This window comes from Parasediminibacterium paludis, assembly GCF_042651445.1.
GTDB classification, from domain to species: Bacteria; Bacteroidota; Bacteroidia; order Chitinophagales; family Chitinophagaceae; genus Parasediminibacterium; species Parasediminibacterium paludis.
The window spans coordinates 79,385-104,060 of the sequence record NZ_JBHSDC010000019.1; the positions used below are offsets into that span (position 1 = coordinate 79,385).

General features: G+C 36.3%; 22 protein-coding genes. 7 read left to right on the top strand and 15 right to left on the bottom strand.

The genetic code is table 11. The features are described from left to right. Positions 1 to 5 precede the first annotated feature (5 nt). The 6 genes from ACFOW1_RS10145 to ACFOW1_RS10170 form a co-directional block, all read right to left on the bottom strand. On the bottom strand, positions 6 to 857 hold the full coding sequence (locus ACFOW1_RS10145; protein ID WP_379014032.1) for an alpha/beta hydrolase: 852 nt from the start codon (positions 855 to 857) through the stop codon (positions 6 to 8). Positions 858 to 894: 37 nt separating this feature from the next. Beyond that, on the bottom strand, positions 895 to 1,743 hold the full coding sequence (gene ygiD / locus ACFOW1_RS10150; protein ID WP_379014033.1) for a 4,5-DOPA-extradiol-dioxygenase: 849 nt from the start codon (positions 1,741 to 1,743) through the stop codon (positions 895 to 897). Positions 1,744 to 1,879: 136 nt separating this feature from the next. After that, a complete protein-coding gene (locus tag ACFOW1_RS10155) occupies positions 1,880 to 2,149 on the bottom strand; it encodes a hypothetical protein (RefSeq protein WP_379014035.1) in 270 nt (89 codons plus the stop codon). Positions 2,150 to 2,183: 34 nt separating this feature from the next. Beyond that, positions 2,184 to 2,408, bottom strand: a complete 225-nt coding sequence (locus ACFOW1_RS10160; protein ID WP_379014036.1) for a (4Fe-4S)-binding protein — start codon at positions 2,406 to 2,408, stop codon at positions 2,184 to 2,186. A gap of 5 nt (positions 2,409 to 2,413) precedes the next feature. Beyond that, on the bottom strand, positions 2,414 to 2,821 hold the full coding sequence (locus ACFOW1_RS10165) for an OsmC family protein (RefSeq protein WP_379014038.1): 408 nt from the start codon (positions 2,819 to 2,821) through the stop codon (positions 2,414 to 2,416). Between the two features lie 768 nt (positions 2,822 to 3,589). Then, positions 3,590 to 4,957 carry a peptidylprolyl isomerase gene (locus ACFOW1_RS10170; RefSeq protein WP_379014040.1) on the bottom strand — a complete coding sequence of 456 codons (1,368 nt, stop codon included), beginning with the start codon at positions 4,955 to 4,957 and terminating at the stop codon, positions 3,590 to 3,592. 157 nt (positions 4,958 to 5,114) lie between these two features. Between ACFOW1_RS10170 and ACFOW1_RS10175 the strand changes: the two genes are divergently transcribed. The 4 genes from ACFOW1_RS10175 to ACFOW1_RS10190 all read left to right on the top strand — a co-directional run bounded on the left by ACFOW1_RS10175 (position 5,115) and on the right by ACFOW1_RS10190 (position 9,095). Further along, positions 5,115 to 6,293, top strand: coding sequence for an N-acetylmuramoyl-L-alanine amidase (locus tag ACFOW1_RS10175; protein WP_379014041.1), 1,179 nt, complete (start codon positions 5,115 to 5,117; stop codon positions 6,291 to 6,293). Between the two features lie 2 nt (positions 6,294 to 6,295). Beyond that, positions 6,296 to 6,709: a Dabb family protein gene (locus ACFOW1_RS10180; protein ID WP_379014042.1), complete on the top strand. Its 414-nt coding sequence runs from the start codon at positions 6,296 to 6,298 to the stop codon at positions 6,707 to 6,709. A 119-nt stretch (positions 6,710 to 6,828) separates the two neighbouring features. Continuing rightward, positions 6,829 to 8,271: a RapZ C-terminal domain-containing protein gene (locus ACFOW1_RS10185; protein ID WP_379014044.1), complete on the top strand. Its 1,443-nt coding sequence runs from the start codon at positions 6,829 to 6,831 to the stop codon at positions 8,269 to 8,271. 50 nt (positions 8,272 to 8,321) lie between these two features. Beyond that, positions 8,322 to 9,095, top strand: coding sequence for a nucleotidyltransferase family protein (locus ACFOW1_RS10190; protein ID WP_379014046.1), 774 nt, complete (start codon positions 8,322 to 8,324; stop codon positions 9,093 to 9,095). Between the two features lie 88 nt (positions 9,096 to 9,183). Here the strand turns inward: ACFOW1_RS10190 and fabG are convergent, their stop codons facing one another. From fabG to polA, 7 genes are all read right to left on the bottom strand, one after another. Further along, positions 9,184 to 9,939, bottom strand: a complete 756-nt coding sequence (fabG, locus tag ACFOW1_RS10195) for a 3-oxoacyl-[acyl-carrier-protein] reductase (RefSeq protein WP_379014047.1) — start codon at positions 9,937 to 9,939, stop codon at positions 9,184 to 9,186. Between the two features lie 63 nt (positions 9,940 to 10,002). Beyond that, positions 10,003 to 11,556 carry a GH3 auxin-responsive promoter family protein gene (locus tag ACFOW1_RS10200; RefSeq protein WP_379014049.1) on the bottom strand — a complete coding sequence of 518 codons (1,554 nt, stop codon included), beginning with the start codon at positions 11,554 to 11,556 and terminating at the stop codon, positions 10,003 to 10,005. Positions 11,557 to 11,719: 163 nt separating this feature from the next. Further along, the gene (locus ACFOW1_RS10205) at positions 11,720 to 13,504 is read right to left on the bottom strand and encodes a DUF885 domain-containing protein (protein WP_379014050.1); all 1,785 of its coding nucleotides are present in this window, start codon (positions 13,502 to 13,504) and stop codon (positions 11,720 to 11,722) included. A 42-nt stretch (positions 13,505 to 13,546) separates the two neighbouring features. Next, positions 13,547 to 14,170 (bottom strand): YdeI/OmpD-associated family protein, encoded by a 624-nt coding sequence (locus tag ACFOW1_RS10210; RefSeq protein ID WP_379014051.1) that lies wholly within the window; start codon positions 14,168 to 14,170, stop codon positions 13,547 to 13,549. Positions 14,171 to 14,175: 5 nt separating this feature from the next. After that, a complete protein-coding gene (locus tag ACFOW1_RS10215) occupies positions 14,176 to 14,523 on the bottom strand; it encodes a HepT-like ribonuclease domain-containing protein (protein WP_379014052.1) in 348 nt (115 codons plus the stop codon). Next, positions 14,516 to 14,806 carry a nucleotidyltransferase family protein gene (locus tag ACFOW1_RS10220; RefSeq protein ID WP_379014053.1) on the bottom strand — a complete coding sequence of 97 codons (291 nt, stop codon included), beginning with the start codon at positions 14,804 to 14,806 and terminating at the stop codon, positions 14,516 to 14,518. Before ACFOW1_RS10220 ends, ACFOW1_RS10215 begins: the two co-directional genes overlap by 8 nt. A gap of 18 nt (positions 14,807 to 14,824) precedes the next feature. After that, the gene (gene polA, locus ACFOW1_RS10225) at positions 14,825 to 17,677 is read right to left on the bottom strand and encodes a DNA polymerase I (protein ID WP_379014054.1); all 2,853 of its coding nucleotides are present in this window, start codon (positions 17,675 to 17,677) and stop codon (positions 14,825 to 14,827) included. A gap of 86 nt (positions 17,678 to 17,763) precedes the next feature. Between polA and ACFOW1_RS10230 the strand changes: the two genes are divergently transcribed. After that, complete coding sequence (locus ACFOW1_RS10230; protein WP_379014056.1) at positions 17,764 to 18,339, top strand: peroxiredoxin-like family protein; 576 nt, start codon at positions 17,764 to 17,766, stop codon at positions 18,337 to 18,339. On the opposite strand, the gene nagA is transcribed toward ACFOW1_RS10230, so the two are convergent. Continuing rightward, a complete protein-coding gene (nagA, locus tag ACFOW1_RS10235; RefSeq protein ID WP_379014057.1) occupies positions 18,334 to 19,428 on the bottom strand; it encodes an N-acetylglucosamine-6-phosphate deacetylase in 1,095 nt (364 codons plus the stop codon). The two genes, ACFOW1_RS10230 and nagA, sit on opposite strands and share 6 nt — an antisense overlap. 41 nt (positions 19,429 to 19,469) lie before the next feature. Further along, complete coding sequence (locus tag ACFOW1_RS10240; RefSeq protein ID WP_379014059.1) at positions 19,470 to 19,967, bottom strand: SRPBCC family protein; 498 nt, start codon at positions 19,965 to 19,967, stop codon at positions 19,470 to 19,472. A 70-nt stretch (positions 19,968 to 20,037) separates the two neighbouring features. On the opposite strand from ACFOW1_RS10240, the gene ACFOW1_RS10245 reads away from it, so the two are divergent. Both ACFOW1_RS10245 and ACFOW1_RS10250 read left to right on the top strand, forming a co-directional pair. Further along, positions 20,038 to 23,175: an ATP-dependent helicase gene (locus tag ACFOW1_RS10245; RefSeq protein WP_379014061.1), complete on the top strand. Its 3,138-nt coding sequence runs from the start codon at positions 20,038 to 20,040 to the stop codon at positions 23,173 to 23,175. Between the two features lie 70 nt (positions 23,176 to 23,245). After that, positions 23,246 to 24,676 (top strand): Ig-like domain-containing domain, encoded by a 1,431-nt coding sequence (locus ACFOW1_RS10250; protein ID WP_379014062.1) that lies wholly within the window; start codon positions 23,246 to 23,248, stop codon positions 24,674 to 24,676.

The window sequence follows — 24,676 nt, forward strand, 5'->3', positions numbered from 1 at the left end:
ATATCTTATTTCCCTTTTGTAGGATATAATAATCGTAATGCATTAAATATCGCTTGATGCGTAATAGTGGCGTGGTCTTCTTGAGGCAAATAATCGAAGTAAACAGTAAGCTGTGGGCTTTTACTTGCTTTCAATTTTTCTACCAATAAGTTGGCTTCTACTTCCATTACATGTGGCGCTGCTGTAGGTGCAAGCCCTTCTTTACCCACACCAATATATACAGTAGTTGGCTGCGAAAAACTAGCATCTAATATGGGTGAATTGAGTTGCAATAAAGAGGCATTATCCCACCAAATACTTGGGCTAATAATAATGTATTGTTGAAATAGTGTTGGGCGCTTTAGCAATATTTCGGTAGCCAATAAACCACCAAGCGATTGACCAATGATGGTATTATTGTTACCGCTGCCCTTATATCTTGCTTCTATAAAAGGTTGTAACTCTTGCTGTATAAAGTTGATGAAAGCTTCTGAGTGGCCCGAAGTTTTGTTTCTGTTTTTATCTGCTACAACAGTGGTTGGGTAAGTAAAATCTCTTCTGCGGTCTACGTTGGCAATGCCTACTACAATGCTTTTAGGTACACGGTTTATCCAAGAAAAATTATTAAACTGATACAAGCCTACCACATGTATAAAATCTTCATCCGCCGAGCCATCAAGTAAATACACCACAGGATATTTAGTGGTATCGTTGGCTTGGTAGCCTTCTGGTAAATAAATATTCAGCGTTCTAGTTTCGCCTAACACTTTTGATGCAAGGCTGTCTATAACACCAAGTATAAAAGGCTTGGTAGACATTTGCGCTTGAGTACTACAAATACTTAAACATAGAGCGATACCAACTAATAGATGCTTCATTGCTGTGGTTGTTTGCGGGTAAATATACCTAGCAATATTAAGCCTTGTCTATTTTTAAAGAAGTCATCGTAATCGAACCGCCCAAAGCCTTATCGTTAAAGAGTTGTACCTGCTCGTTAGGTGCTTGCAAGGCAAGTGTATATAGTAGTGGTAAATAATGGTCAGGCGAAGGGATAGCTAAATCAAAAGCTTTGCCTTGCGCTTTGTAATTTATTAGTTTATCATGAGTGCCTTCGGTAATATATTGTTTCATTTTGGTACTTGCTTCTATTGCCCAATCGTAACCAAAACCAGGAGTGGCTAATTGATCCCAAGCTACTATGCGTAAGTTGTGTACTAGATTGCCGCTGCCAATAATAAGCACACCTTTATTACGCAATACAGCAAGTTCTTTTGCTAATTCGTAATGGTATTGTGGTGGCTTTGTATAGTCAAGGCTCATTTGAATTACAGGCACATCTGCCGCAGGGTATAAATGTTTTACAACGCTCCAGCAACCGTGATCTAGCCCCCAAGAATCTGTTAAGCCTACATCAGTTTTGGTAATTAATTGCTTGGTAGTGGCCGCCAATTCTGGGCTGCCTGGCGCGGGATATTGTACATCAAACAATGCCTTAGGAAAACCACCAAAGTCGTGAATGGTTTCTGGTTTAGCCATAGCAGTTACAAATGTGCCACGAGTCTCCCAATGTGCTGATATACATAATATAGCATTTGGTTTGGTAATACTTGCGCCAATATTTCTAAAACCGGTTACAAATTCATTCTCTTCTATGGCATTCATAGGGCTACCATGACCAAGAAATAGTACAGGCATGGTATCGGTTGTTGAGAAATTGCTGGTAAGATTGCCAAAGCCTTGTAGAGATGTTATTGTATCTGCCATACTTGTAAATGTTAGGTATAGTAAAAGGTTTATCTAGTGATCCCTTATTTGTATATGCAAATATACGAGCATGCTAATAGTTACGTTCGCTATTTGAGAAAATGCTATTTGGCTGAGGTAATTTTCGTTTTATTATTTATTCTTCGGTATGCTTTTCTTTATATCTAAGTATTAGCCAAGTAATAGTAAATGTTGGTATAATATCTGTACCGGGTAATATTTCTTCAATAAAATTAAAGGTGCCGCCCATTATACCAAGCTTGCCGCCAAAGGTGAAATAGTAAATTACTGCTGATATAGGTGCAAAAATTAGATCGAAGCTTTCGCCCAAGAATGGTAATATGTAAGTGGCTGTACCTAGCAGGTCCATCACAATACATCGTAAAAGCGATGGCTTACGAGACATATTATTGGTGTATTTAAGGGGTTAATATTGGCTATTACTTATTTTCTACAATGCTTAAAGCGCCTGAAGGACATTTGGCTACAGTAGCCACAATTTCTTCTGAGCTTGCATGTTCCATTTGTATCCAAGGTTGTGTTTGTGGCTTAAATACATTGTGCAAATTTTTTACACATACACCTGAATGCTGGCATAATGCAGCTTGCCAAAGAATAGTTACCTCGCCGTTAGTATAGGTTTTTGTTATTTCTTTTGGATTCATAATAATTAGGCAGTTGTATTAATAATAATTTTATTTTCTAAAATTTTAGATACTGGACATTTACTTGCTATCACCAACAAGCGCTCTCTTTGCTCGTCTGTAATATTTGCAGTGAATGTGATATCTCTTGTGATATTGGTAACAAGTTCCACACTTGTGTCTTGTGTCATATTCAACGTAACATTTATTTCTGGAATATTCCACCCCTTTCTATCAATATACATTCTTAGAGTAGACAGTGTACAACCTGCTAGCGCGGCTAATAAAGTACTATAAGGGTCAGGACCTTTATCGCCACCAGCTATAGTTGTGGGCTCGTCCATTATTAATGTGCCATTACGCCATACAATAGTGCAATAATATTTAGTAGTGCCAATACTGCCTCTAAGGGGCTCGCTAAGTAAAGTGGCCATAGTTATTTCATAATGAACATTAAAGTTAAGAAGAAAAATGGATAGATGCACACTAATGGCAGAAATGGCACTACCGCAATACTTAGCTCAACATCACATTGAACTAGCATTGCGGCAGGCTAGCGGTTTTTCCTAGATATTTCAGATTCGAGAACAGTTTAATTGGTTTTAATAGGCTATTGGATTTTTGAAACATTAAACTATTCTTTTCGATTTTTCATAGAACCATTGGTGTAATTAGGATAAAAACTGCTTTTTTAGTCTTAGGATTTTAAAGAATTAACAAAATTGGTTTTTCATAGAACATTAGAAAATCAGGATTTGGATATTGGTTTTATTACACCATAAAGGTCTTACTAGTTTAACCACCAGTAGCTAGTAAAACACCGCTCAATTACCTACACAAATACTTGCTTTTTGTAGTAGCATGTTTACTCTAAACCAACATGCGATTACAAGCAATATTTTAACAAGTACTACAAAACGATTTTCTAAGAATTGAATCGAGGATTATAAAATGTATATTTTGTATTTATATAACTCATCTAATGTGATACTTATAAGTTTCAGCTTAAAAAAAGTTTCTAAAAGCTATATCTACACATCTTATGTACAACTTTGAGATGATGTAGTAGTATAACGCTTTTATTTTCACAAATACTGTACAACACACTACTACATGCTTTTTTACAAGCACTTAAAGCGCTACAAAACACAAAGCCCTCGCAGTACTGCGAGGGCTTTGTTTGATATCTTAGGGTATACTTATTATAAATCTGTAGCGTATTTCCACCAATCTGCTAATGCACTACAAGTTGTATATTCTTTATCAATGGTAATATAATAGTTCGGCAAATGTTCTTTAAACCAAGCTTCAAGTACACCTTGTTTCTTCTCTTCCAAAGCTCTTCCTTGAATACGGTTATAGTCTTGTTTTAAATTTTCCCTATGTGGCTCTGTGCGATTTTGAAGATAAATGATACGCACCATTTTAGTACCTCTTTCGTTGATATAGGCTTGGGGCTTAGAAATATCGCCCACTTTCAAGTCTTTTAAAGCTACTACCATTTCTTTATCAGGTAATTGGTCAATACTTAAAAAAGTAGAACCTGTTCTGTCCGATAAACGACCACCTGTAAACTTACTATTATCATCTTCGCTAAAACGGTTTACGGCTTCGCCAAAGTCGTATCTTTTGTCCATAATTTGTTTGCGAATAGTATCTAGTTTCGCAAGGCTTGCTTTTACTTCATCTTCTGTTACTGGCGGAATTTTAAGTATATGACGCACAATGGCATCATCACCACTACGGCTTACCATATAAATAATATGATAGCCAAATTTAGATTTGATTACTGGCGAAATTTGCCCATCCTTTAATCTAAAAGTAGCCGCCGTAAAGTCTTTATCAAAGTCTTTACCTGTTCGATTAAGTGATAATGTACCACCTTGCTGTTCGGTACCTTTATCATCAGAGTTGGCTTTTGCAAGTTGTGCAAATGGTTTAACGCCACTTTCAGCTTGTCGTTTTAAATCATACAATTGTTTAATAACATATTCTTCTACCTCTTTAGTAGCCTTAGGCTGTAATACCACTTGGCTTATTTCTACTTCGCTTTCATAGTAAGCTAGGCTATCTGTAGGAATTTTATTAAAATAAGCTTTTACTTCAGTAGGTGTAATTTTTACCGCATCTAATATTTTACCACGCATTTGGTCGGCTAATTTGCGTTCTTTAAAACTTTGTCTAAAGTCTTCTTTTATTTGGTAAATAGTTTTTCCGGCAATTTCTTCCAACGCATCTTTTGAACCATACATGCCAATAAACTGACGAATTTGTAAGTCCAAGCCAGCTTCAATTTCATCTTCAGTTACTGGTAGCGAATCTTTTTCTGCTTGCAATACCAAAGCTTTTTGAATTAGCTGACCTTCCAAAAATGAGCATTCAGGATTCGCTGGTAATTGTGCTTCTGCACCCTGACGTTTGTAATCGGCAATGGCATTTAAAATATCGGACTTTAAAATAATCTTATCGCCTACCTGAGCAATAATTTTGTCTGCTACTACCTTTTTCGGTTGTGCAAAAGCCAACAGAGTAACCGCTGTAAAAGAAAAAAATAAAACAATTTGCTTCATAAATAACACTTCTAAGACATCAAAAATAAGGCTTTGTACACGGCTAAAGCTGCAAGATGTAAGCTTTTTAACAAACTGTTGCAGTACCTAATGTTTTAAAGACACATTTATCACTTATGCAACCTTGTTTTTAGCGGCTTTTATTTATCTTTCAATTATGAAAAAATACGCCTTCGCACTGTTGTTGTTAGTTAGTACGGCATCATTTGCTCAAGAAACAGCCAAATCTTTTTGGCTTGCAAAAACAACTGGCAAATTGCCTGCATTAAGCTATGGCCTAGGCGATGATAGACTTGGCGGCGCTAAAATGGGCTATTTAGATACCAATGTGGTATTAAAAATTATCGATTCTACCCAATCGATGTTTTTGGTACAACTATCTAAAAACCGTACAGCTTACATCGCTAAAGAGTTTGTTGTGGCAGATACTATTACTAAATTAAAACCCTATTACTTAACCGATAGTTGGTATGTAAAAGGAACAGATAGCTGCTACGATATTGCTTCTATTAGCATTGGCGAACACTTGCCCTATAAAAGTTGGATGGAAATTGCACCAAGTAAAATCATGGTAGATATTTATGGTGTACAAAGCAACACCAACTGGATAACGCAATTACAAAATCTTAAAGAAATTAAAAATATTTACTATAACCAAATAGAAGACGATGTAGTAAGGGTAACGATAGAATTGGTGCATCAGCAACATTGGGGTTATACCATTGGCTACAGCAAAAAAGCATTGGTTATAAAAATAAAACGCCAACCAGATTTGGTAAATATTAAAAAATTAAAAATAGCTATTGATGCAGGTCACGGTGGTACAAATAGTGGTACGGGCGGCAGTAATAGCAATGTGGTTGAAAAAGATTTGACACTGCTATTTGCCAAAGCGTTTGAAAAGCAGCTTAAAACACTTGGCTTTAAAAACATTGTACAAACGAGAACCAAAGACACCACTTTTAACAACAGCGATAGGGTATTATTTCTTCAACAAGAAAACCCAGATTTACTGATTAGTTTTCATCTCAACTCATCATCAAAGCCCGATGTGAGCGGTAGCAGCACATACTATAAACACATTGGTTTTAGACCATTAACTACTGCTATTTTAAAACGCATGTTGGCTATAAAAATGAACGAATATGGTAATATTGGCAACTTCAATTTTACGTTAAATGCACCAACCGATTTTCCAAATTGTTTATTAGAAATTGGGTTTTTAAGCAATGTTGCTGATGAAAAACGTATTATTACAAAAACCTTTCAAACACAAGTAGCCAAGCAAGTATATCTTGGTATTACCGATTGGATAAATAGTGTAAAAAATAAATAACGATGACAAACTTTAGCCGTAGAAAATTTTTAAGCACAGCGGGCCTTGCAACCTTGGCAACCACAGCATTTGGCAGCAATAAAAAGGCAATTACCAACGATGCACCAAAACAAAAATTGATGCACCAAGTTTTCTATTGGTTAAAAAATCCAGATAGTGCCGAAGACAAGCAAAAGTTAATAGATGGCTTGCATGAGTTGGTAACGGTAAAGCAAATTAAATATTCACACGTAGGTGTGCCACAAGTGTTCAAGGCGGATGACCCTTTAAAAGGCTATCAAGTATCGTTATTAATGGTATTTGACGAACCAAGAGGCATTGACGAATATCACAAAGATGATATACATCAAAAATTTGTAAAAGAATGTGGCGAGCTTTGGATCAAAACTATCAAGTTTGATGCACTAGCGGTGTAAGAAAGTGAAACGGGAGAGGGGAAATGTGAAAAAATTGTTTCAGCAATTTTTGCTTTTAACATTTCACGTTTCGCTCTTCTATCTAACTGCTACTTTCGCCCAAAAATTAAAACAACCAAATGGATGTAATTATTGATGCTATTGGTAAGCTATATCAATCGTATACAAACGAAGCTGCCATACGGATAGAAAAACTACCTCAAAGCGGTAGTGATAGAATTTATTTTAGAATTTATGCAAGCAACAACAATACGTTTATTGCTACCTATAATTTGAATGTCAAAGAAAACGGTACATTCATTTATTTTAGTAAAAATTTTAAGAATCAGGGTTTGCCTGTGCCGACCGTATTTTGTGTAAATGAAACGCAAACCATTTACATACAAGAAGATTTAGGCACTGAAAGTTTGCTGAATAAATTAGAACAACATGGCCACAAAAGCTATGCTTATAGCTTATTCGAAAAAAGTTTAAAAGCCCTAGCGAGTATACAAATAAAAGGTGATGATGGGCTTGATTATAGCCAATGCCTTACAGCAAAAGAGTTTGGCAAGCAAGCGATTTTAAGTGATTTGTTGTATTTTAAATACTATTTTCTAGACACGTTGCAGCTTCCTTACGATAAGCAAGCCATGTTGGATGATTTTGAAGCACTAAGTACTTATTTAACCAAAACCGAGAATAAGTATTTTATGTTTCGTGACTTTCAAAGTCGCAATATTTTGGTAGAAAAAGACGATGTGTATTTTATAGATTTTCAAGGCGGTATGAAAGGTGCTTTGCAATATGATGTGGCAAGTTTACTTTGGCAAGCAAAAGCACAACTTAGCGAAGACTGGAAAGACCGTTTACTTAACTACTATATGGATGAAGTGGATGGTTTGCTTGAAAGACAAATGGATAGAACCACATTTGTGAGTCAGTACAACGGTTACGTTTTAATTCGATTACTGCAAGTATTGGGCGCCTACGGCTTTAGAGGTTTGTTTGAGAGAAAAGCCCATTTCTTATCAAGCATACCGTTGGCACTTCAAAATCTAAAATTCTTTACAGAACATAAGCGTGTGGGCATTATCACCCCAGAGTTTGATAGAATGTTGAAACTAATAGGTAGTGATGACATCATTGAACGTTTTATTACGGTACAAGCCAATGCAGAAACGCCATTACATATTACTGTTAATAGTTTTAGCTACAAAAAAGGCATACCAAAAGATGAAACTGACAATGGTGGTGGCTATGTATTTGATATGCGCGGCATTTTAAATCCTGGCCGTTTTGATGAATACAAACCATTAAGCGGTCAAGATAAGCCAGTACAAGATTTTTTAGAGCAACGTACCAAAATGAATACCTTTTTAAACAGTGTTTGGGATTTAATTGATATCACTGTTGAAGATTATATTAAACGTGGCTTTAGCAGTCTAATGATAAATTTTGGATGTACAGGAGGCCAACATAGAAGTGTGTATGCGGCAGAACAAACAGCCCGCCACTTACGTAATAAATTTAAAGTACTAGTAACGCTTACACATACCAATAAAGACAATTGGGTGAAATAAACAATCTAGCCCCTAAAGGCGAATATTGTAGCGCTAAACCAAAGCTTAAAATGAGGAATATAATAACGGCTAGCGAGTATCATACCACCCCTTTAGGAGTTGGTGGCGCTCGCGCCATGATTTTTGCCGCAGGTCTTGGTACCAGACTAAAACCCTTTACAGATAAACATCCTAAGGCTTTAGCGATAGTGAACGGTAAAACTTTGTTACAACGTAATATTCAATATTTACAGCAGCATGGTATTACCAATGTCATCATAAATGTGCACCATTTTGCAGACCAAATAATTGATGCGATACAACAAAATAATGGCTGGGGTAGCCAAGTAGCTATAAGCGATGAAACAGATGAAGTGCTAGAAACAGGTGGTGGTTTAAAACGTGCAAGCAGTTTTTTTGCTGAGGTAGCTGATTTTGTAGTAATGAATGCAGATATATTGACTGATTTAAACTTAACAGCAATGCTACAAAGCCACAAAATGCAACAACCACTTGCTACTTTAGCAACGAGTAATCGCAGCTCTTCTCGCTATTTTTTGTTTAATAAAGCCGATGAACTTTGTGGCTGGACAAATGATAAAACTGGCGAGCAACGCATAGCTAAACTATCTGATGTTTATAATAAAAAAGCATTTAGTGGTGTGCATGTTATTAGTAATAAGTTGTTGCCATTAATAACGCAAGAAGGTAAGTTTTCTATGGTAGATGTGTACTTAGAGTTGGCTAAAAGTCACATCATCAAAAGCTTTGACCATTCTGGTAGTAAATTTATTGATGTCGGTAAGCCTGAAAATATTGTATTGGCAGAAAGCTTATTTGATTGATTGGAACACCGATGACATTGAATAGAAAGATTAAACGGATTTCTCTATTATATAAATCCGTTTAATCCTTGAAATTATGGTTCAGACTTTAAATATTCATACCGCCACAAACGCTTAACACCTGACCAGTAACATAGGTACTCATATCACTTGCTAAGAATAAGGTTGCGTTGGCAATTTCTTCGCCTTTACCAAAACGACCTAAAGGAATTTTTTTCATGAAATCGTCAGCAGCAGCGCCTTCTTTTAAGTAGTGTGTCATATCAGTTTCTATAAAACCTGGCGCAATGGCATTGCAGCGAATATTGCGACTACCTAATTCGGCAGCAATAGATTTTGTGAAGCCAATGATACCAGCTTTACTTGCTGCATAGCTACCTTGGCCAGCATTACCACGAATACCAATAATAGAACTCATATTGATGATACTGCCGCTTTTGGCTTTCATCATTGGTTTAATCACCATTTTGGTCATATTAAACACGCTCTTTAGGTTGATGTCTATGACTTCATCCCATTGTTGTTCGGTCATGCGTAGCAATAAATTGTCTTTGCTTATTCCCGCATTATTTACACAAATATCAATGGTGCCGAATTCTTTTAATACATCTGAAACAAAGGTTTCGCACTGCGCAAAGTCACCCGCATTGCTTTGGTATGCTTTTGCTTTTACGCCAAGGCCTATTAATTTAGCTTCTAACGCAACTGCTTTTTCGGAACTACTATCGCTTATATAAGTAAAGGCAATATTAGCACCTTGTTCTGCTAATTTAATGGCTATTGCCTCGCCAATACCACGAGCCGCACCTGTTATAATGGCTACTTTGTTATCTAATAATTTCATTTGTTATGTGTTAGTTTTTGAAGATGGCAAATGTAATGATTTGCTATTGATGTTAAAACGAGCTTACAATAATGGTAGTATCTCTTCTATAATCATGCGCTCATTACTTAATCTAGGCACTTTATGTTGACCACCAAGCTTACCTTTTTGTTGTAGCCATCTATGGAACGTATGCTTAGGCAAAGCCTTTACCAATGGCATTTTAAGCGCTATATCTTTTTGTCTTTTGGCTTCATAATCGCTGTTGAGCACTTTTAATGCACAATCTAACTCATATGCAAACTCTTGAATATTAGCTGGTTCTGTTTCAAATTCTATTAGCCATTCGTGACCACCATTATTGGTATCGCTAAAATAAATAGGTGCTGCCGTGTAATCATTTACTGATACTTGCATTTTTTCGCAAGCAATGGCAATAGCTTTATCGGTATTATCTACCATTACTTCTTCACCAAAGGCATTCATATAATGTTTTAATCTACCACTTACTTTTATGCGAAATGGAAACGTGTTGGTAAATACAATCGTATCGCCTACCAAATAACGCCATAACCCACCATTGGTAGTAATTACGGGTGCATATTGCTTACCTATTTCTACTTTGTCAAGCCCAATGGTCTTTGGTTCGGCTTTGCCATATTCTTCCACAGGCATAAACTCATAAAATATGCCATGGTTTAAAAATAGCAACATGCCATCTTCATTTGGGTCGTCTTGAGCAGCAAAAAAACCTTCGCTTGCATTGTACATTTCTAAGTAATCTACGCCTTCGCCTATTAGCTTTTTAAACTGTTCTCTATATGGCACAAACGATACACCACCATGAATATATACTTCTAAGTTGGGCCACACTTCTTTCAGCGTTGCCTTACCCGATAGTTGTAAAATGCGTTTTATTAAAATCATGGTCCAAGTAGGCACACCAGAAATTGAGGTTACATTTTCGTTGATGGTGCTTTGCGCAAGCTGTTCTATTTTATTTTCCCATTCATCTAATAAGGCTATAGATAGTTCTGGCGTTCTTATCCAGCTTGCCCATACTGGTGCATTTTGTAGTAGTACAGCGCTTAAGTCACCATATTGCACCTCATCGTTTAAGGCATTTATTTGATGGCTACCGCCTATCACCAAGCCTTTACCAGTCAATAAATCGCTTTCAGGATTGTAGTTATAATACATCGTCAGCACATCCTTAGATGCTTGATAATGGCAGTCGGTTAAACTTTCTTCGGTTATAGGTATAAACTTGCTTTTATCATTAGTAGTGCCACTGCTTTTTGCAAACCAATTAACAGGCGTGTTCCAAAGCAATTGCTGTTCGCCGCCTATCAGCCTATCGACGTAAGGCTTTACATCGTTATAATCTTGTATGGGAATAATTTTTTTAAACTCACGCACAGAAAACATGTTGGTAAGCCCATAACGTCTTCCAATTTCTGTGTACTGCGCATGTGTAGCGAGGTCTTGCAGCACCTCGCGTTGTGTAGCTATGGGATTATTAATCCATTGTTCTATGCGCCAATAACGCAATCGTGCAAGACGAGATATGGCAGGGCTTAACAATTTCATTTTTCCAGTTGGGGGTAATTGCAGCAAAATACGTAATGCAATTGACATAATGAAGCCAATTTACATCAGTGTCTATAAAAAAGTACTGGTCAACTTCGACCTATTGGTGTTTCTTTTATTACCATTGCAATGCTTGTTGATTAAAATAAAACCAATATGCACAAAGCAATATAATATAAATATTTTTTAACAATGTATTGCATCCAGCATATTACTGCTTGCTAGCCCATTCATCCATTTTGGTTTCTAAAACATTTAAGGGCATTGAGCCATCTTTTAAAATCGCATCGTGAAACTTAGCAAGATTAAACTTTGCGCCTAGCTGCTGACTGTATTTGGTGCGCAATGCGCTAATTTTTAAAGCACCAATTTTGTACCCAAGCGCCTGACCTGGTATGGCCATATAACGCTCTATTTCAGCCGTAGCGCCTTCTTGGCTAATAGGTTCGTTGGCCATCATATAGGCTATGGCTTCTTCACGTGTCATGCCTTTGGTATGTAAAGCTACATCTACCACCAAGCGAATGGCACGGTGCATTTCATCACCCAAAGCACCCATGTATTGATATGGATTGGTATACAAACCAAGTTCTTTACCCAAACTTTCACAATACAAGGCCCAACCTTCTACATAAGCATTATTGCCAATATCAAAGCGGCGAAATTTTGGTAACAAGGTATCTTCTTGCTGTAAAGAAATTTGATAATGATGGCCCGGTATGGCTTCGTGTAAAAACAAACTTTCCATACCGCTAGTAGTATTAAATTTAGTGGCATCTATTATTGGTACATAAAAAATACCTGGTCTGCTGCCGTCTGCGCTACCTTGGTTGTACTCTGCACTTGAACTTGCAGATCTAAAAGCTTCTGTTTGGCGAATTTCAAAAGGCGTTTTAGGCACGTTATTAAACATCGTTTTCAAGTGCGGCTTCATGGTTTGGTGAATGGTTTCAAACGCAGCTAAAACCTCTTGTGGGGTTTTATAAGGCGTAAATTGTTTATCGGTTTTCATAAACTCGAAAAAGGCAGCCATATCGCCAGTAAAGCCTACCTGCGTCTTTACCTTTTCCATTTCAGCTTTTATGCGTTTTACTTCACTTAAACCTAATTGGTAAATATCTTCTGTAGCTGTATTGGTGGAAGTGTTAAAGCGCACTAAATAATCGTACAAATCGCTACCACCAGCTACGGCATTTATGCCAGATGATGTTCTTGCTTTCGGCAAATAATCTTTGGCTAAAAAGTCGTGCAGTTTTTTGTAAGCAGGAATTATTTGCTGCTGAATAGCAGCGGTATAATTGGCAGTAATTGTTTGCTTATCGCTTACGCTAAAAGTTGTTGGTAAAGTATTAATTGGGCCATAAAACAAATGCTTGGTAACATCGTTTGTTACCATATCCTGTAATTGCGGTAACATTTTTTCTACCAAACTTTTGGGTAAAACGACCTTGTTATCAAGACCTTTTTTAAAGTACACAATTGCGCTATCTGCCCATACAGGAAAGGCTTTCATACGTTGTAGCCAGTTGTTATAATCTGTTACAGTTTTAAATGGTTGGTTGCCTTGGCCACTGCCTAATTGCCCCATTGTTATTGGCAAACCATAAAACTGATTGCATGGCATATAATTATCTTTTAAAGTTAAGCCTTCTAAATTCATCTCAAGCTCATACTTGAAAATTTCATGATTAATGCGGTCTTTCTCATTTAATGTTTTGGGACTAAACTTTTCTGAATAAGTAAGATAGCGCGTATAAAATTCCATTAGCTTCTTGCGATAGCTATCAGTAAAGTCTGCATACAGTTTATCGTTATAACGATTGTCTCCTACTGAAGTGGCTTCCAATGGAAAAAGTTGCAAACGTTCTTCGTAGTATTTATCAAACAAAGCGGCCAACTCAGTATTGGCTGTGTGGTGTTGGTTATCGCTACTAAGCTTACAACCTGTAACTGTTGCAATTATTGCTATACTGATAATAATGTACAATGTTTTCATGAAAAAATGAATGAGGTGTGAACAATTTAAAGGCTATTCGTTTTATGCTTTTTTATATTTATCCATGTACTGCCAGTTGTATGGCTTGCCTTCTGCCATGGTTTCTATGGCTTTGGCTAAACGTTTCTGTTTGGTGACTTCAGTTTTAGCTTCATCAATCCATACTACATATTCTTTTTTATGGCTTGGTGGAAATGCTTGGAAAGTAGCAGAAGCTAGTTCATTTTGCTTGATAGCTTCGGTAATATATTCAGGAATAGCCAATTCTTTTGAAGCCGATGCTGGTTTTGCTTTCACAACTTTTTTACATTCCTCATTTAGCTGCATCGCCTCTTTAATGTAGGCTATAATTTGTGTATCTGTAGGTAAATCTTGTAACGATGTTATTTTACCCAAATGCCCCATTGCTACTTCAGATTGGGCGGTTTCAAGCAAGGCTGGGTCGTTCATTAAACTCGCTTTCCAAAACCCAAAAGAGCAATGCTGCTTAAAGGCTGCCATATTAGCCATAGGCCCTTTATAATCGAAAAATGGCATGCCCCATTTTATTTTCTCTTCTACATTGGGGCAAGCTTTGTGTACTAGCTTACGTAAATGCAATAATATAGGCTGCGCAAATGGTTGTGCTTTGGCAATGTAAGCGTCAATGGCTGGATTGGTAGGCATTATAATTATTTTGACAATTTCCTAGAAAGCTGTTCTATAAAATCAGCTTGTTCGGGCAAATAGTTTTGAATAATATCCCAAATAATTTCATAATCAATTCCAAAATAATCGTGAATACACCTATTACGAAGATCGTTGAGAATTTTCCATTCAACTTCAGGATAATCAGACTTAATCTCATTAGTCATCATTCTGGAAGCTTCGCCAAGAATTTCTAAGTTTCTAACTACCGCATCAACGGTTTTCTTATCGTTTGCAAATGCATTAAAATCAAAGCCTTTGATATACTCAAAAATTGAATTGCAGCATTCCAACATGTCATTTGCTATTAGCGCAACTTCTCTTTTAGACATACAACAAATCTGGTTTAATGACATGGAAATAAGCTGGTTTGATACCCTTCTTACTAACCGTTTGAACTTTCATGTCAGGGAAGATTTTATCCAAATCATATGTCAAATAAATAAATTCTATCCCGAGACGTTTTGTAAAATCCACCATTATATCAATATCACTTTCCGGCTTTTGCTCATCTCTACTGTAGCTACCAAATAAAGCCAACTCGGTTACACCATATTTTTCCGATAAAAATGGCTTTATGGCTCTTAATTTTTGTATAATGGTATTTTTGTCCATAATCAAACTTACAAATTTTTAATGAGCCACTAACCAATTATCGCCTATACCTACTTCTGCTTCTACAGGCACTTCGTTTGGTAATGGCAAGGCTGCTTTCATGCAGTTTAAAATCAAAGGCTTTAAAATATCTACTTCTTCTTTTACAGCATCAAATACCAACTCATCATGCACTTGCAAAATCATTCTTGATTGTAGTTTCTGCGACTTCATTTCATGGTGAATCTTAATCATTGCAAGTTTTATCATATCAGCTGCAGTGCCTTGTATTGGCGAGTTTACAGCATTTCGTTCTGCATAACCACGTACAGTAAAGTTGCTAGAATAAATATCTTTCAGCCATCGCTTTCTGCCCAAAATAGTTTCTACATAACCTTTGTCTTTACAGAAGTTCACTATATCATCCATGTATTTGGTAATGCCCGTAAACTCTTTTTTATAGTTGTCTATTATTTCTTTTGCCTCACTTCTTGCAATACCCAAATTGTCTGCTAGCCCAAAAGCACCTTGACCGTAAATAATACCGAAGTTTACACTCTTAGCTTTATAGCGCTGCTCTTTGGTTACTTCACTTTCTGGTATACCATACACTTTGGCTGCTGTAGCCGTGTGAATGTCTTTCCCTTGGCGAAACGCTTCGCACATATTTGGGTCACCACTAATAGCGGCTACAATGCGTAATTCAATTTGAGAATAATCTGCACTTACTAAAATATGGTTACTATCTCTTGGTACAAAGGCTTTGCGAATTTCTTTACCTCTATCAGAACGAATAGGGATATTTTGTAAATTAGGATTATTGCTGCTTAACCTACCTGTAACAGCAACAGCCTGCGCATAACTTGTGTGTACACGGCCTGTTTTACTATTTATCATCAAAGGCAATGCATCTACATAGGTTGACTTCAACTTGGTTAACTGTCTAAAGCCTAGAATATCGTCTACTATTTTGTGTTGATGTGCTAGTTTGCTTAACACATCTTCACCTGTAGCATACTGACCAGTTTTGGTTTTTTTAGCTTTAGGATCAAGTTTTAGTTTCTCAAACAACACTTCACCTAGTTGTTTTGGCGAAGCCAAATTGAAACGCACACCAGCTTGTTCGTACACGTTGTTTTCAAAAATTTTTGCTTCGCGTTCAAGTTCTACGCTATAATCATTTAAGAAGCCCACATCTACTTTTACGCCTTCAAATTCCATATCGGTTAATACTTTCACCAATGGGTTTTCGGCTTCGCTAAACACACGTTCGACCGCTTTTTCTTTTAACAATGGAACGAAAATATTTTTAAGTTGTAACGTAATATCAGCATCTTCAGCTGCGTAATCTTTGGCTTTTTCTACCTCTACCTCGCGCATCGTTCCTTGATTCTTTCCTTTTTTACCAATTAACTCATCTATATGTACAGGCTCGTATTGTAAGTATTGTGCACTTAGTAAATCCATGCTACGTCTACCTTCTGGCTCTATTACATAATGTGCTAGCATGGTGTCAAACAACTCACCCGCTATTTCAAAACCATACCATTTAAGCACTAGTAAATCATACTTAATATTCTGACCAATCCACTTCATAGTTGGCGAAGCAAACAAATCTTTAAACTTCTGTAAGATGGCCATTGTAGCTGCTCTGTCAGCAGGGCAAGGCACATAAAAACCCTCGCCCGGGCGGCACGAAAAACTTAGGCCTACTAGCTCAGCTTCGTTAGCATCTATGTGCGTAGTTTCAGTATCAAAGCAGATTTCTGCTTGCTCAGATAAATAACTCACAAGGTTAGCTATTTCTTCATCGGTTTGTACAAGTTGATAATCATGATCGGTATTATTGATGTTTTTTTCTGCTACCAATCCTGTGCTTGTATCATCACCAAATAATGACGACTGAGCGGCAACGGTGCTTTCAGTTTTACGACTTATATCTGATTTTTTTGTATCTACAACCGCACCAAATAAATCAGTCTGTTGTGCTTCTGGTGCCGCATGAAATGCATTGAAGCTATCTCCTAACACACGCTTACCTAAAGTTTTAAACTCAAGTTCAACAAATACTTCCGTTAATACCGGTTTGTTCCAATCTTTCAATCGGTAATTTTCTTCATGAAATTCTACGGGTACTTTGGTAATAATGGTAGCCAGTTTTTTAGACATGATGGCATCTTCTTTGCCAGCCCTTATTTTTTCGCCCAAAGCACCTGTTATATTATCAGCGTTAGCTAGTACATTTTCAAGTGTATCGTACTCTTTCAGCAGTTTGGCTGCGGTTTTTTCGCCCACACCTTTTATCCCAGGAATATTATCCACCGCATCACCCATTAAGCCCAAAATATCTATCACTTGTTCTACCCGTTGGATATCCCATTTTTCGCAGATTTTTTTGGCATCCAAAATTTCTTCTTTGTTGCCCATAAATGGCGGCTTGTAAATGTACACGTGGTCGTGAATTAACAGCTGGCCATAGTCTTTATCAGGTGTAACCATGTACACCTCATAGCCGGCATCAGCCGCTTGCCAGGCAACAGTGCCAATAATATCATCAGCCTCATAACCATCCAATTCAACCACAGGAATATTAAAGGCTTCTATAATGCGTTTAATATCGGGTAAAGATTGTAGCAAATCTTCAGGTGCTTCTTGCCGATTGGCTTTATAATCGGTAAAATCAGTATGACGTTCTGTAGGGGCATGTGTATCAAAACATACGGCTAAGTGCGTTGGTTTTTCTTTATTAATGATGTCAATTAACGTTGTGGTAAATCCAAATTGAGCGCTAGTATTTTTCCCAGCAGAAGTAATACGTGGGCTACGAATTAAGCCATAATAAGCACGATAAATGAGTGCCATCGCATCTAACAGAAACAACTTTTTTTGCATGGGGCTAAGGTAAGGATTGGCAAATGGAACTTTATTTTTTTGTAAGGAAAACTCACAAGTTTCGTCTATTAACTAAAATTATTATCATGAAACATTTATTGCTAGTTATTCTGTTATTTGTTGTGGCTAAAAGTCAGTCACAAACATTGCAATTTAAAGAGGGCGACAAAGCGCCAAATTTTACTGCCATCACACATGCGGGTAACAAAACAGATTTGAAAAAATTGATAAAAAATGGTCCGGTTGTGATGGTCTTTTATCGGGGCTATTGGTGCCCATTTTGCAATAAAGAATTAAACAATATGAATGATTCATTGCCAATGTTACAAGCTAAAGGTGCTACCGTAATTGCAATTACACCTGAAAAATATACATCTGTAAACAAAACGATAGAAAAAACAAAAGCGAGTTTTGACATTATTAGTGATACAAGCAATATCATTTTAAAACAATATGGCGTCAATTTTACGGTTGACGATAAAACTTTGGAAAAGTATAAAACCTATGGGATTGATTTTGCAAGTGTAAATGGCAATAACGACAATATTTTACCCGTACCTGCTGTATTCATTATCGACAAAAACGGCAAGTTTAAATATTTGTATTTTGATACCGATTATCGTAAAAGACCAAGTGTAAAAACGCTACTAGAAAATTTATAATATCTCAACAACATCTAGTTGGTTATTAAGGGCTGTAAAACAAGCTTTATAGCCCTTTTCTATTTTGCCCAAACTATCATCTAAACCTAGTACTTTGGCTGGATATAAGCTTACCATACGCAATGCTTCTTCAAGCTCTATACCAGCTTTATTAACTAGATTCTGCAATGCTTTTGCCATAGTTAAAGCAGAACCACTTAGAATATTATTACTTATGTATTTATCGCCATCTTTTGTATGAGGATAAGGTTCGGAAGCTGTTTCTGTAACTGCATCTGTAATACAAAAAAGTCTGCCTTTCATTTGCTTATAAGCAATTTTTATAGCATCAAAGTTTACATGGTAACCATCGGCTACAATACTAGCCATCACAGATTGGTGTAGAAAACTGGCACCTACTAACCCTGGTTCTCTATGCTGTAGACCACTCATTGCGTTGTACAAATGTGTTATTGCCTTAATGCCTTTGTTAAATGCCTCATTAGCTTGCTGAAAAGTGGCGTTGCTGTGGCCAGCAGAAATAATAATATGATGTGATTGTATGAGTTCAATAACGTCATTGCTACAAACTTCTGGCGCAAGCGTTATCATTTTGATAACATCTTTACCATAATCAAGTAATGGTCGAACATTATCTAATGTAGGTATATGAATATAGCTTTCTATATGCGCACCGCGCTTTACAGGATTTAGCCAAGGCCCTTCTACGTGTAGACCTAAGCAACCTGTACCACCGTCTTTCCAATATTGTTTTACGGCATCTATACAATGGTAAAAAACTGCATAGCTATTTGTAGCCACTGTTGGTAGAAAGAAGGCAGCACCACCTTTTAAACAATAATCCTTCAAAGCAAATAGCGAAGCACTGTTGGGATTGGCACTTAGCAATTTTCCACCAGCGCCATATATCTGGATATCAATAAAACTTGGTACTATAAATGGGTAAACAGGCAGTTCTTGCGTAACATTTTTATGCAACCTTTCTTGGGGCAAAATATCGATGATAATATTCGTATCATCTGTAATGATTGAATGATTAGAGAGTATCTCTTTCCCAGTAAAAACTTTTGCTGCGCAGTAAATAGCCATCATTAAAAGTAACAAGAATAATTACATGTGCCACAAAACATTTACCCAAACACAATCTCATTGGTTGCGCCAACCCATTTACCAAACCTAGCTTCTACTGCTGTAAAGCGATGCTCGAAAATGCCTCTTAATTGAGCTTTTACCAATATCACATTGGCTATATCGCCCAAAATCCAAAGTGGTAATTTATAATGTACAATATCTGTCATTTCTACACCACCGTCTATTACTTTAAAGTGGTGTTGGTGATGCCACATTGTGTATGGTCCAAAGCGTTGTTCGTCTACAAAAAACTGCTGGTCTTTAACGTGGGTAATTTCGGTCATCCAATACAAAGGAATACCCAATATAGGTTTTACTGTGTATTCAATAATTTGTCCCGCATACATGGTTTTGCCATGGTGCTTACTAATAATATCAAAACCCAAATTACTTGGTGTAATATCTTTTAAATTATCTGGCTTGCTAAAAAAATCCCAAGCGGCGTCTAACGAAATAGGTATTTTTTGTACGGTTTTAAGCGAATAAACTTTAGACATAATGCAGGTTTGATTACATAAACAAGTTTTTGTGCAAAATGTTCTTCATGTGTAGCCTTAACTTTGAAACATGCCAACAACGGAACAACAACAAGAACTTTTTAAGAAAGTATATAATCAACTAAATGCGCAGCAGAAACAGGCTGTAGATACTATTGAAGGGCCTGTAATGGTAAATGCAGGACCAGGTACTGGTAAAACCCAAATTTTAGCTACTAGAATAGCCCGAATATTGCTTGACACTGATACAAGCCCTAAAAATATAATTTGCCTTACCTATACCGATAATGGCGCAGTGGAAATGCGTAACCGCTTGTTAAATATGGTAGGCACGGCGGCTTATCATGTGCAAATTCATACTTTTCACTCGTTTTGTAACGAAGTAATACAAGACAATACAACCTATTTCGGTAAACTTAGTTTAGAACCAATTGGCGATTTGGAAGAGATTGATTTGTATTATCAATTGATTAATAATATACCTGCAGATAATGCCTTAAAACGTTTTAGAGGTGATGTGTATTATGAGAAAGATAGGCTAAAATCTCTGTTTAGTTTGATGAAAAAAGAAGCCTGGACACCTGAATATTTACTTGAACGCATTGATGCTTATATAGCTGAATTACCCAATAAAGAAGGTTTTTTTTACAAAAAAAAGTATAAAGAATTTGCCGCAGGCGACCCTAAACATGGTGCTATTGCTGACGAAAAAGAGAAGATGGAAATGCTAAAAGCCGCAGTACAATTGTATCCTGTATACAATAAAATGATGGCAGATATTAGCCGCTATAATTTTGATGATATGATACTGTGGGTGTTAGATGCATTTGCTAAGAACAAAAACATGCTACTAGATTATCAAGAACGGTTTTTATATTTTCTAGTAGATGAATTTCAAGATACAAGCCGTTCTCAAAATCTGTTGTTACAATCTTTAACTGGCTATTGGGATGTTCCAAATTTGTTTGTGGTAGGTGATGCAGATCAAAGTATTTTTTCCTTTCAGGATGCCAACGTACAAAATATTGATGCTTTTAGAAAACGCTATGCAGATAGTATTGTGCAGATTGATCTGGTAAATAATTATCGCTCTACGCAATCAATATTAGATACGGCTCATGAACTAATTATCCATAATCAACAACGTATTTCACCCAACGACAATGCACTTATAGCTAGTAATGGCAATTTGCAAAATATCAATGTAAAGCCCGTTATTGTAGAATTTGCAAGTACAACACAAGAAGCCGTAAGCATTGCAATGCAGATAAAAGGATTAATAGACGCTGGTATTAGCGGTAAAGAAATTGGCGTTATTTACAGGAATCATGCACAGGTAGAAGATATTATTGCCATTTTAGAGCAGCAAAAAGTTGCTGTTAATACAAAACGAAAAGTTGATTTATTAAAGCTGCCATTTATCAAAAATATCTTGTCTATTCTTACATGGATTGACAAAGAAAATTATATCCCTTATAGTGCTGATGATTTGTTGTTTCAAATATTGCATTACAATTTCTTCAACATAAAACCACTTGAAGTTGCGAAACTTAGTATTGCAGTAAATGAAAAAAATAAAAGCAGAAAAGAGGATGTGTTTTCACTCAGAAGAGTGATTGCTGAAACACCCAATATCAAAGCTGATTTATTTAATCAAGCTAACAATGCCATTAAAGCTACCAGTGATATTTTAGAAGCATTAATACAACAATCTAACAACGTAACCTTACAACATTTAATAGAAATGGTGATACAAAAAGCAGGTGTTTTAGGTTATGTAATGCAAAACCATGAAAAGCCTTGGCTGATGCAGGTGTTAACTTCTTTTTTCAATTTTATAAAAGAAGAATGTAAACGTAAACCTGAGTTAAACTTACATGAGTTTTTAAATAATATAAAACTGATGCAGAAAAACAATATTGTTATGCCTTTGGTAAAAACAACAGCTAGCGATAATGGTGTCAACTTAATTACGGCACACGGTAGCAAGGGCAGCGAATATGCCCATGTATTTGTAATTGGTTGTACACAAAAAATTTGGGATGAAAAGAATGCATCATCTAGTCGTACTTATAAGTTGCCAGATAATTTGATGAGTAACCATAATATCTCAAGCGATTTGGAAGAAAGTCGCCGTTTGTTTTACGTAGCCATTACAAGAGCTAAAACCAATTTGTACATTTCATACGCAGCAAAAGACAAGAAAGACAAGGAACATACTAGAAGCACTTTTATTACAGAAATAGTTGAAAAAAGCGATGTTAAAGTACAATCGCAGCAAGTAGACGAAGGTGTATTAACCGATTATTTAGCATTAAAATTGGCTGAAACAGCTAAGCCTGAAATTGAATTGGTAGAGCAGGAATATATTAACAAAGTTCTTAAAAGCTATACCTTAAGTGTAACACATTTAAACAATTATCTTAATTGCCCACTAAAATTTTATTATCAAAATTTAATACGCGTACCTGCAGCAAAAAGCGATAGTATGGTGTTTGGTAGTGCCGTACACTACGCAGTTGAACGATTGTTTAAAGAGATGCGTGAGAACAACAATGTTTTTCCGCCTGTTGAAAAATTAGTCAGCGATTTTAAATGGTATATGTACATTAATAGAGATGCGTTTACACCTGAAGCATTTAAGCTAAAAAACGATTATGGTGAGAAAATTTTACCCGAATACTATTACCATCACATTAACAGTTGGAACAAAACTGTTGTAGTAGAAAAACCGCTTCGAAATATTTTAGTAAAGGGCATTCCTTTAAATGGCAAGTTAGATAAGCTTGAATTTAATGGCAAACATGTAAACGTTGTAGATTATAAAACAGGCAGTTTCGATAATGCTAAAAAGAAATTATTTGCACCAAATGAAAAAGAACCAAACGGAGGTGATTATTGGCGACAAGCTGTATTTTACAAAATATTAATAGATAATGATAACAGCAACGATTGGCAAGCCATTAGCACAGAATTTGAGTTTATAGAACCTGTAAATGATGAATATAAAACTGCAAAAATTGTAGTAGAAGCCAGCGATATAACAACTGTAACTAACCAAATTGTAAGCACTTGGCAAAAAATTCAACAACAAGATTTTAAAACTGGTTGTGGTAAACCAGATTGCGATTGGTGTAACTTTGTAAAAACTAATAATATGGCCGTTGCACTCCACGAATTGGAAGAAGAGGGATTACTGTTGATTTAAGTGATTATTATGATTTACCTTGATTAGCCATCCATTGAAAGCAATTAAGTTTGCAAACCAATCAAATAACATGAAGTATTTCTTCTCTACAATATTTACTACGGCTATCATTTCAATCATTATAATCAGCGGTTATGGCTGCGCCAATATTATACCACCCAGCGGCGGACCTAGAGATACCATCCCACCTAGATTAATCAATGCTTCACCAAAAGATTCTGCTACCAATGTGGTTACCAAAACCATCACACTCAACTTTGATGAATTTGTAGATGTAAAAAGTATTCAAGAAAATTTAGTAGTGTCGCCCATTACTAAGTCAATACCGAATGTTGATTACAAACTTAGAAGTGTGATTGTAAAATTTAAAGACACACTTGAGCCAAACACAACATATAGCCTCAATTTTGGGGATGCCATTAAAGATGTAAACGAGGGTAATATCGCTAAAAACTTCAGCTATGTTTTTTCTACAGGTGCCACTATCGCCAATGGTAGTTTTGGCGGTAAGGTAGTAGCGGCAGAAACCGGAAAAATTGATAGTAGCTTAATTGTGGTGTTGCATAAAAACCTAAGTGATACAGCAATTTTAAAAACAAAACCCCGTTATTATACCAAGCTCGATGGTAAAGGTGCTTTTAAGTTTAAAAATGTAGAGCCTGGTACCTATGCTGCTTTCGTAATTCCTAACAATTATTACAAAAAATTTGAAGATAGCACCAAGCCTTTTGCCTTTTTAAATACTACCATTACAATTGGCGATACCACAGCGTCTGCAATATTTTACACCTATGAGGAAAAGCGTAATAAAGAAGGGGCTGGTAGTTTTGGCACTAAGTTGGGTACAGGTATTTCTACCAAACCTACGGCTGTAAAAGAAGATAAGAGATTGCGCTATAGCAATAGTTTAGAGGGCAATTTGCAAGACTTACTGCGCAATAATATTGAACTCACATTTACCAAACCACTTACCAAATTTGATAGCAGTAAAATATTGCTTTGCGATACCCTTAACAAGCCTTTGGCTAATTATAAGGTAACGCTTGATAGTACTAAAAAGATAGTACAAATAGTGTATAACAATTGGAAAGAAGAGATGGCTTTTCACCTACTTATTTTAAAGGAAGCCATGGCCGATAGTAACGGTGTTTCAATCTCTAAAAACGATACTATTCGTTTTTTTACTAAAAAAGAAGCCGAATATGGCAGTGTTAGATTACGTTTTGGCCAGATAGATTTAGGTAAACATCCAATACTACAATTTGTACAAAGCGATAAGGTCACAGAATCTGTGATACTTACTAACAACGAGTTTTATAGAAAGCTATTTAAGCCAGGAGAATATGAGATTCGTGTTTTATTCGACACCAATAAAAACGGTATTTGGGATAGCGGTAATTATAGCAAAAAGCTACAGCCAGAAGTGGTATATCTGCTAAAACAGAAGTTTAATTTCAAAGCCAATTGGGATAATGAGGTAGATGGTATTGTGGTGCCTTAA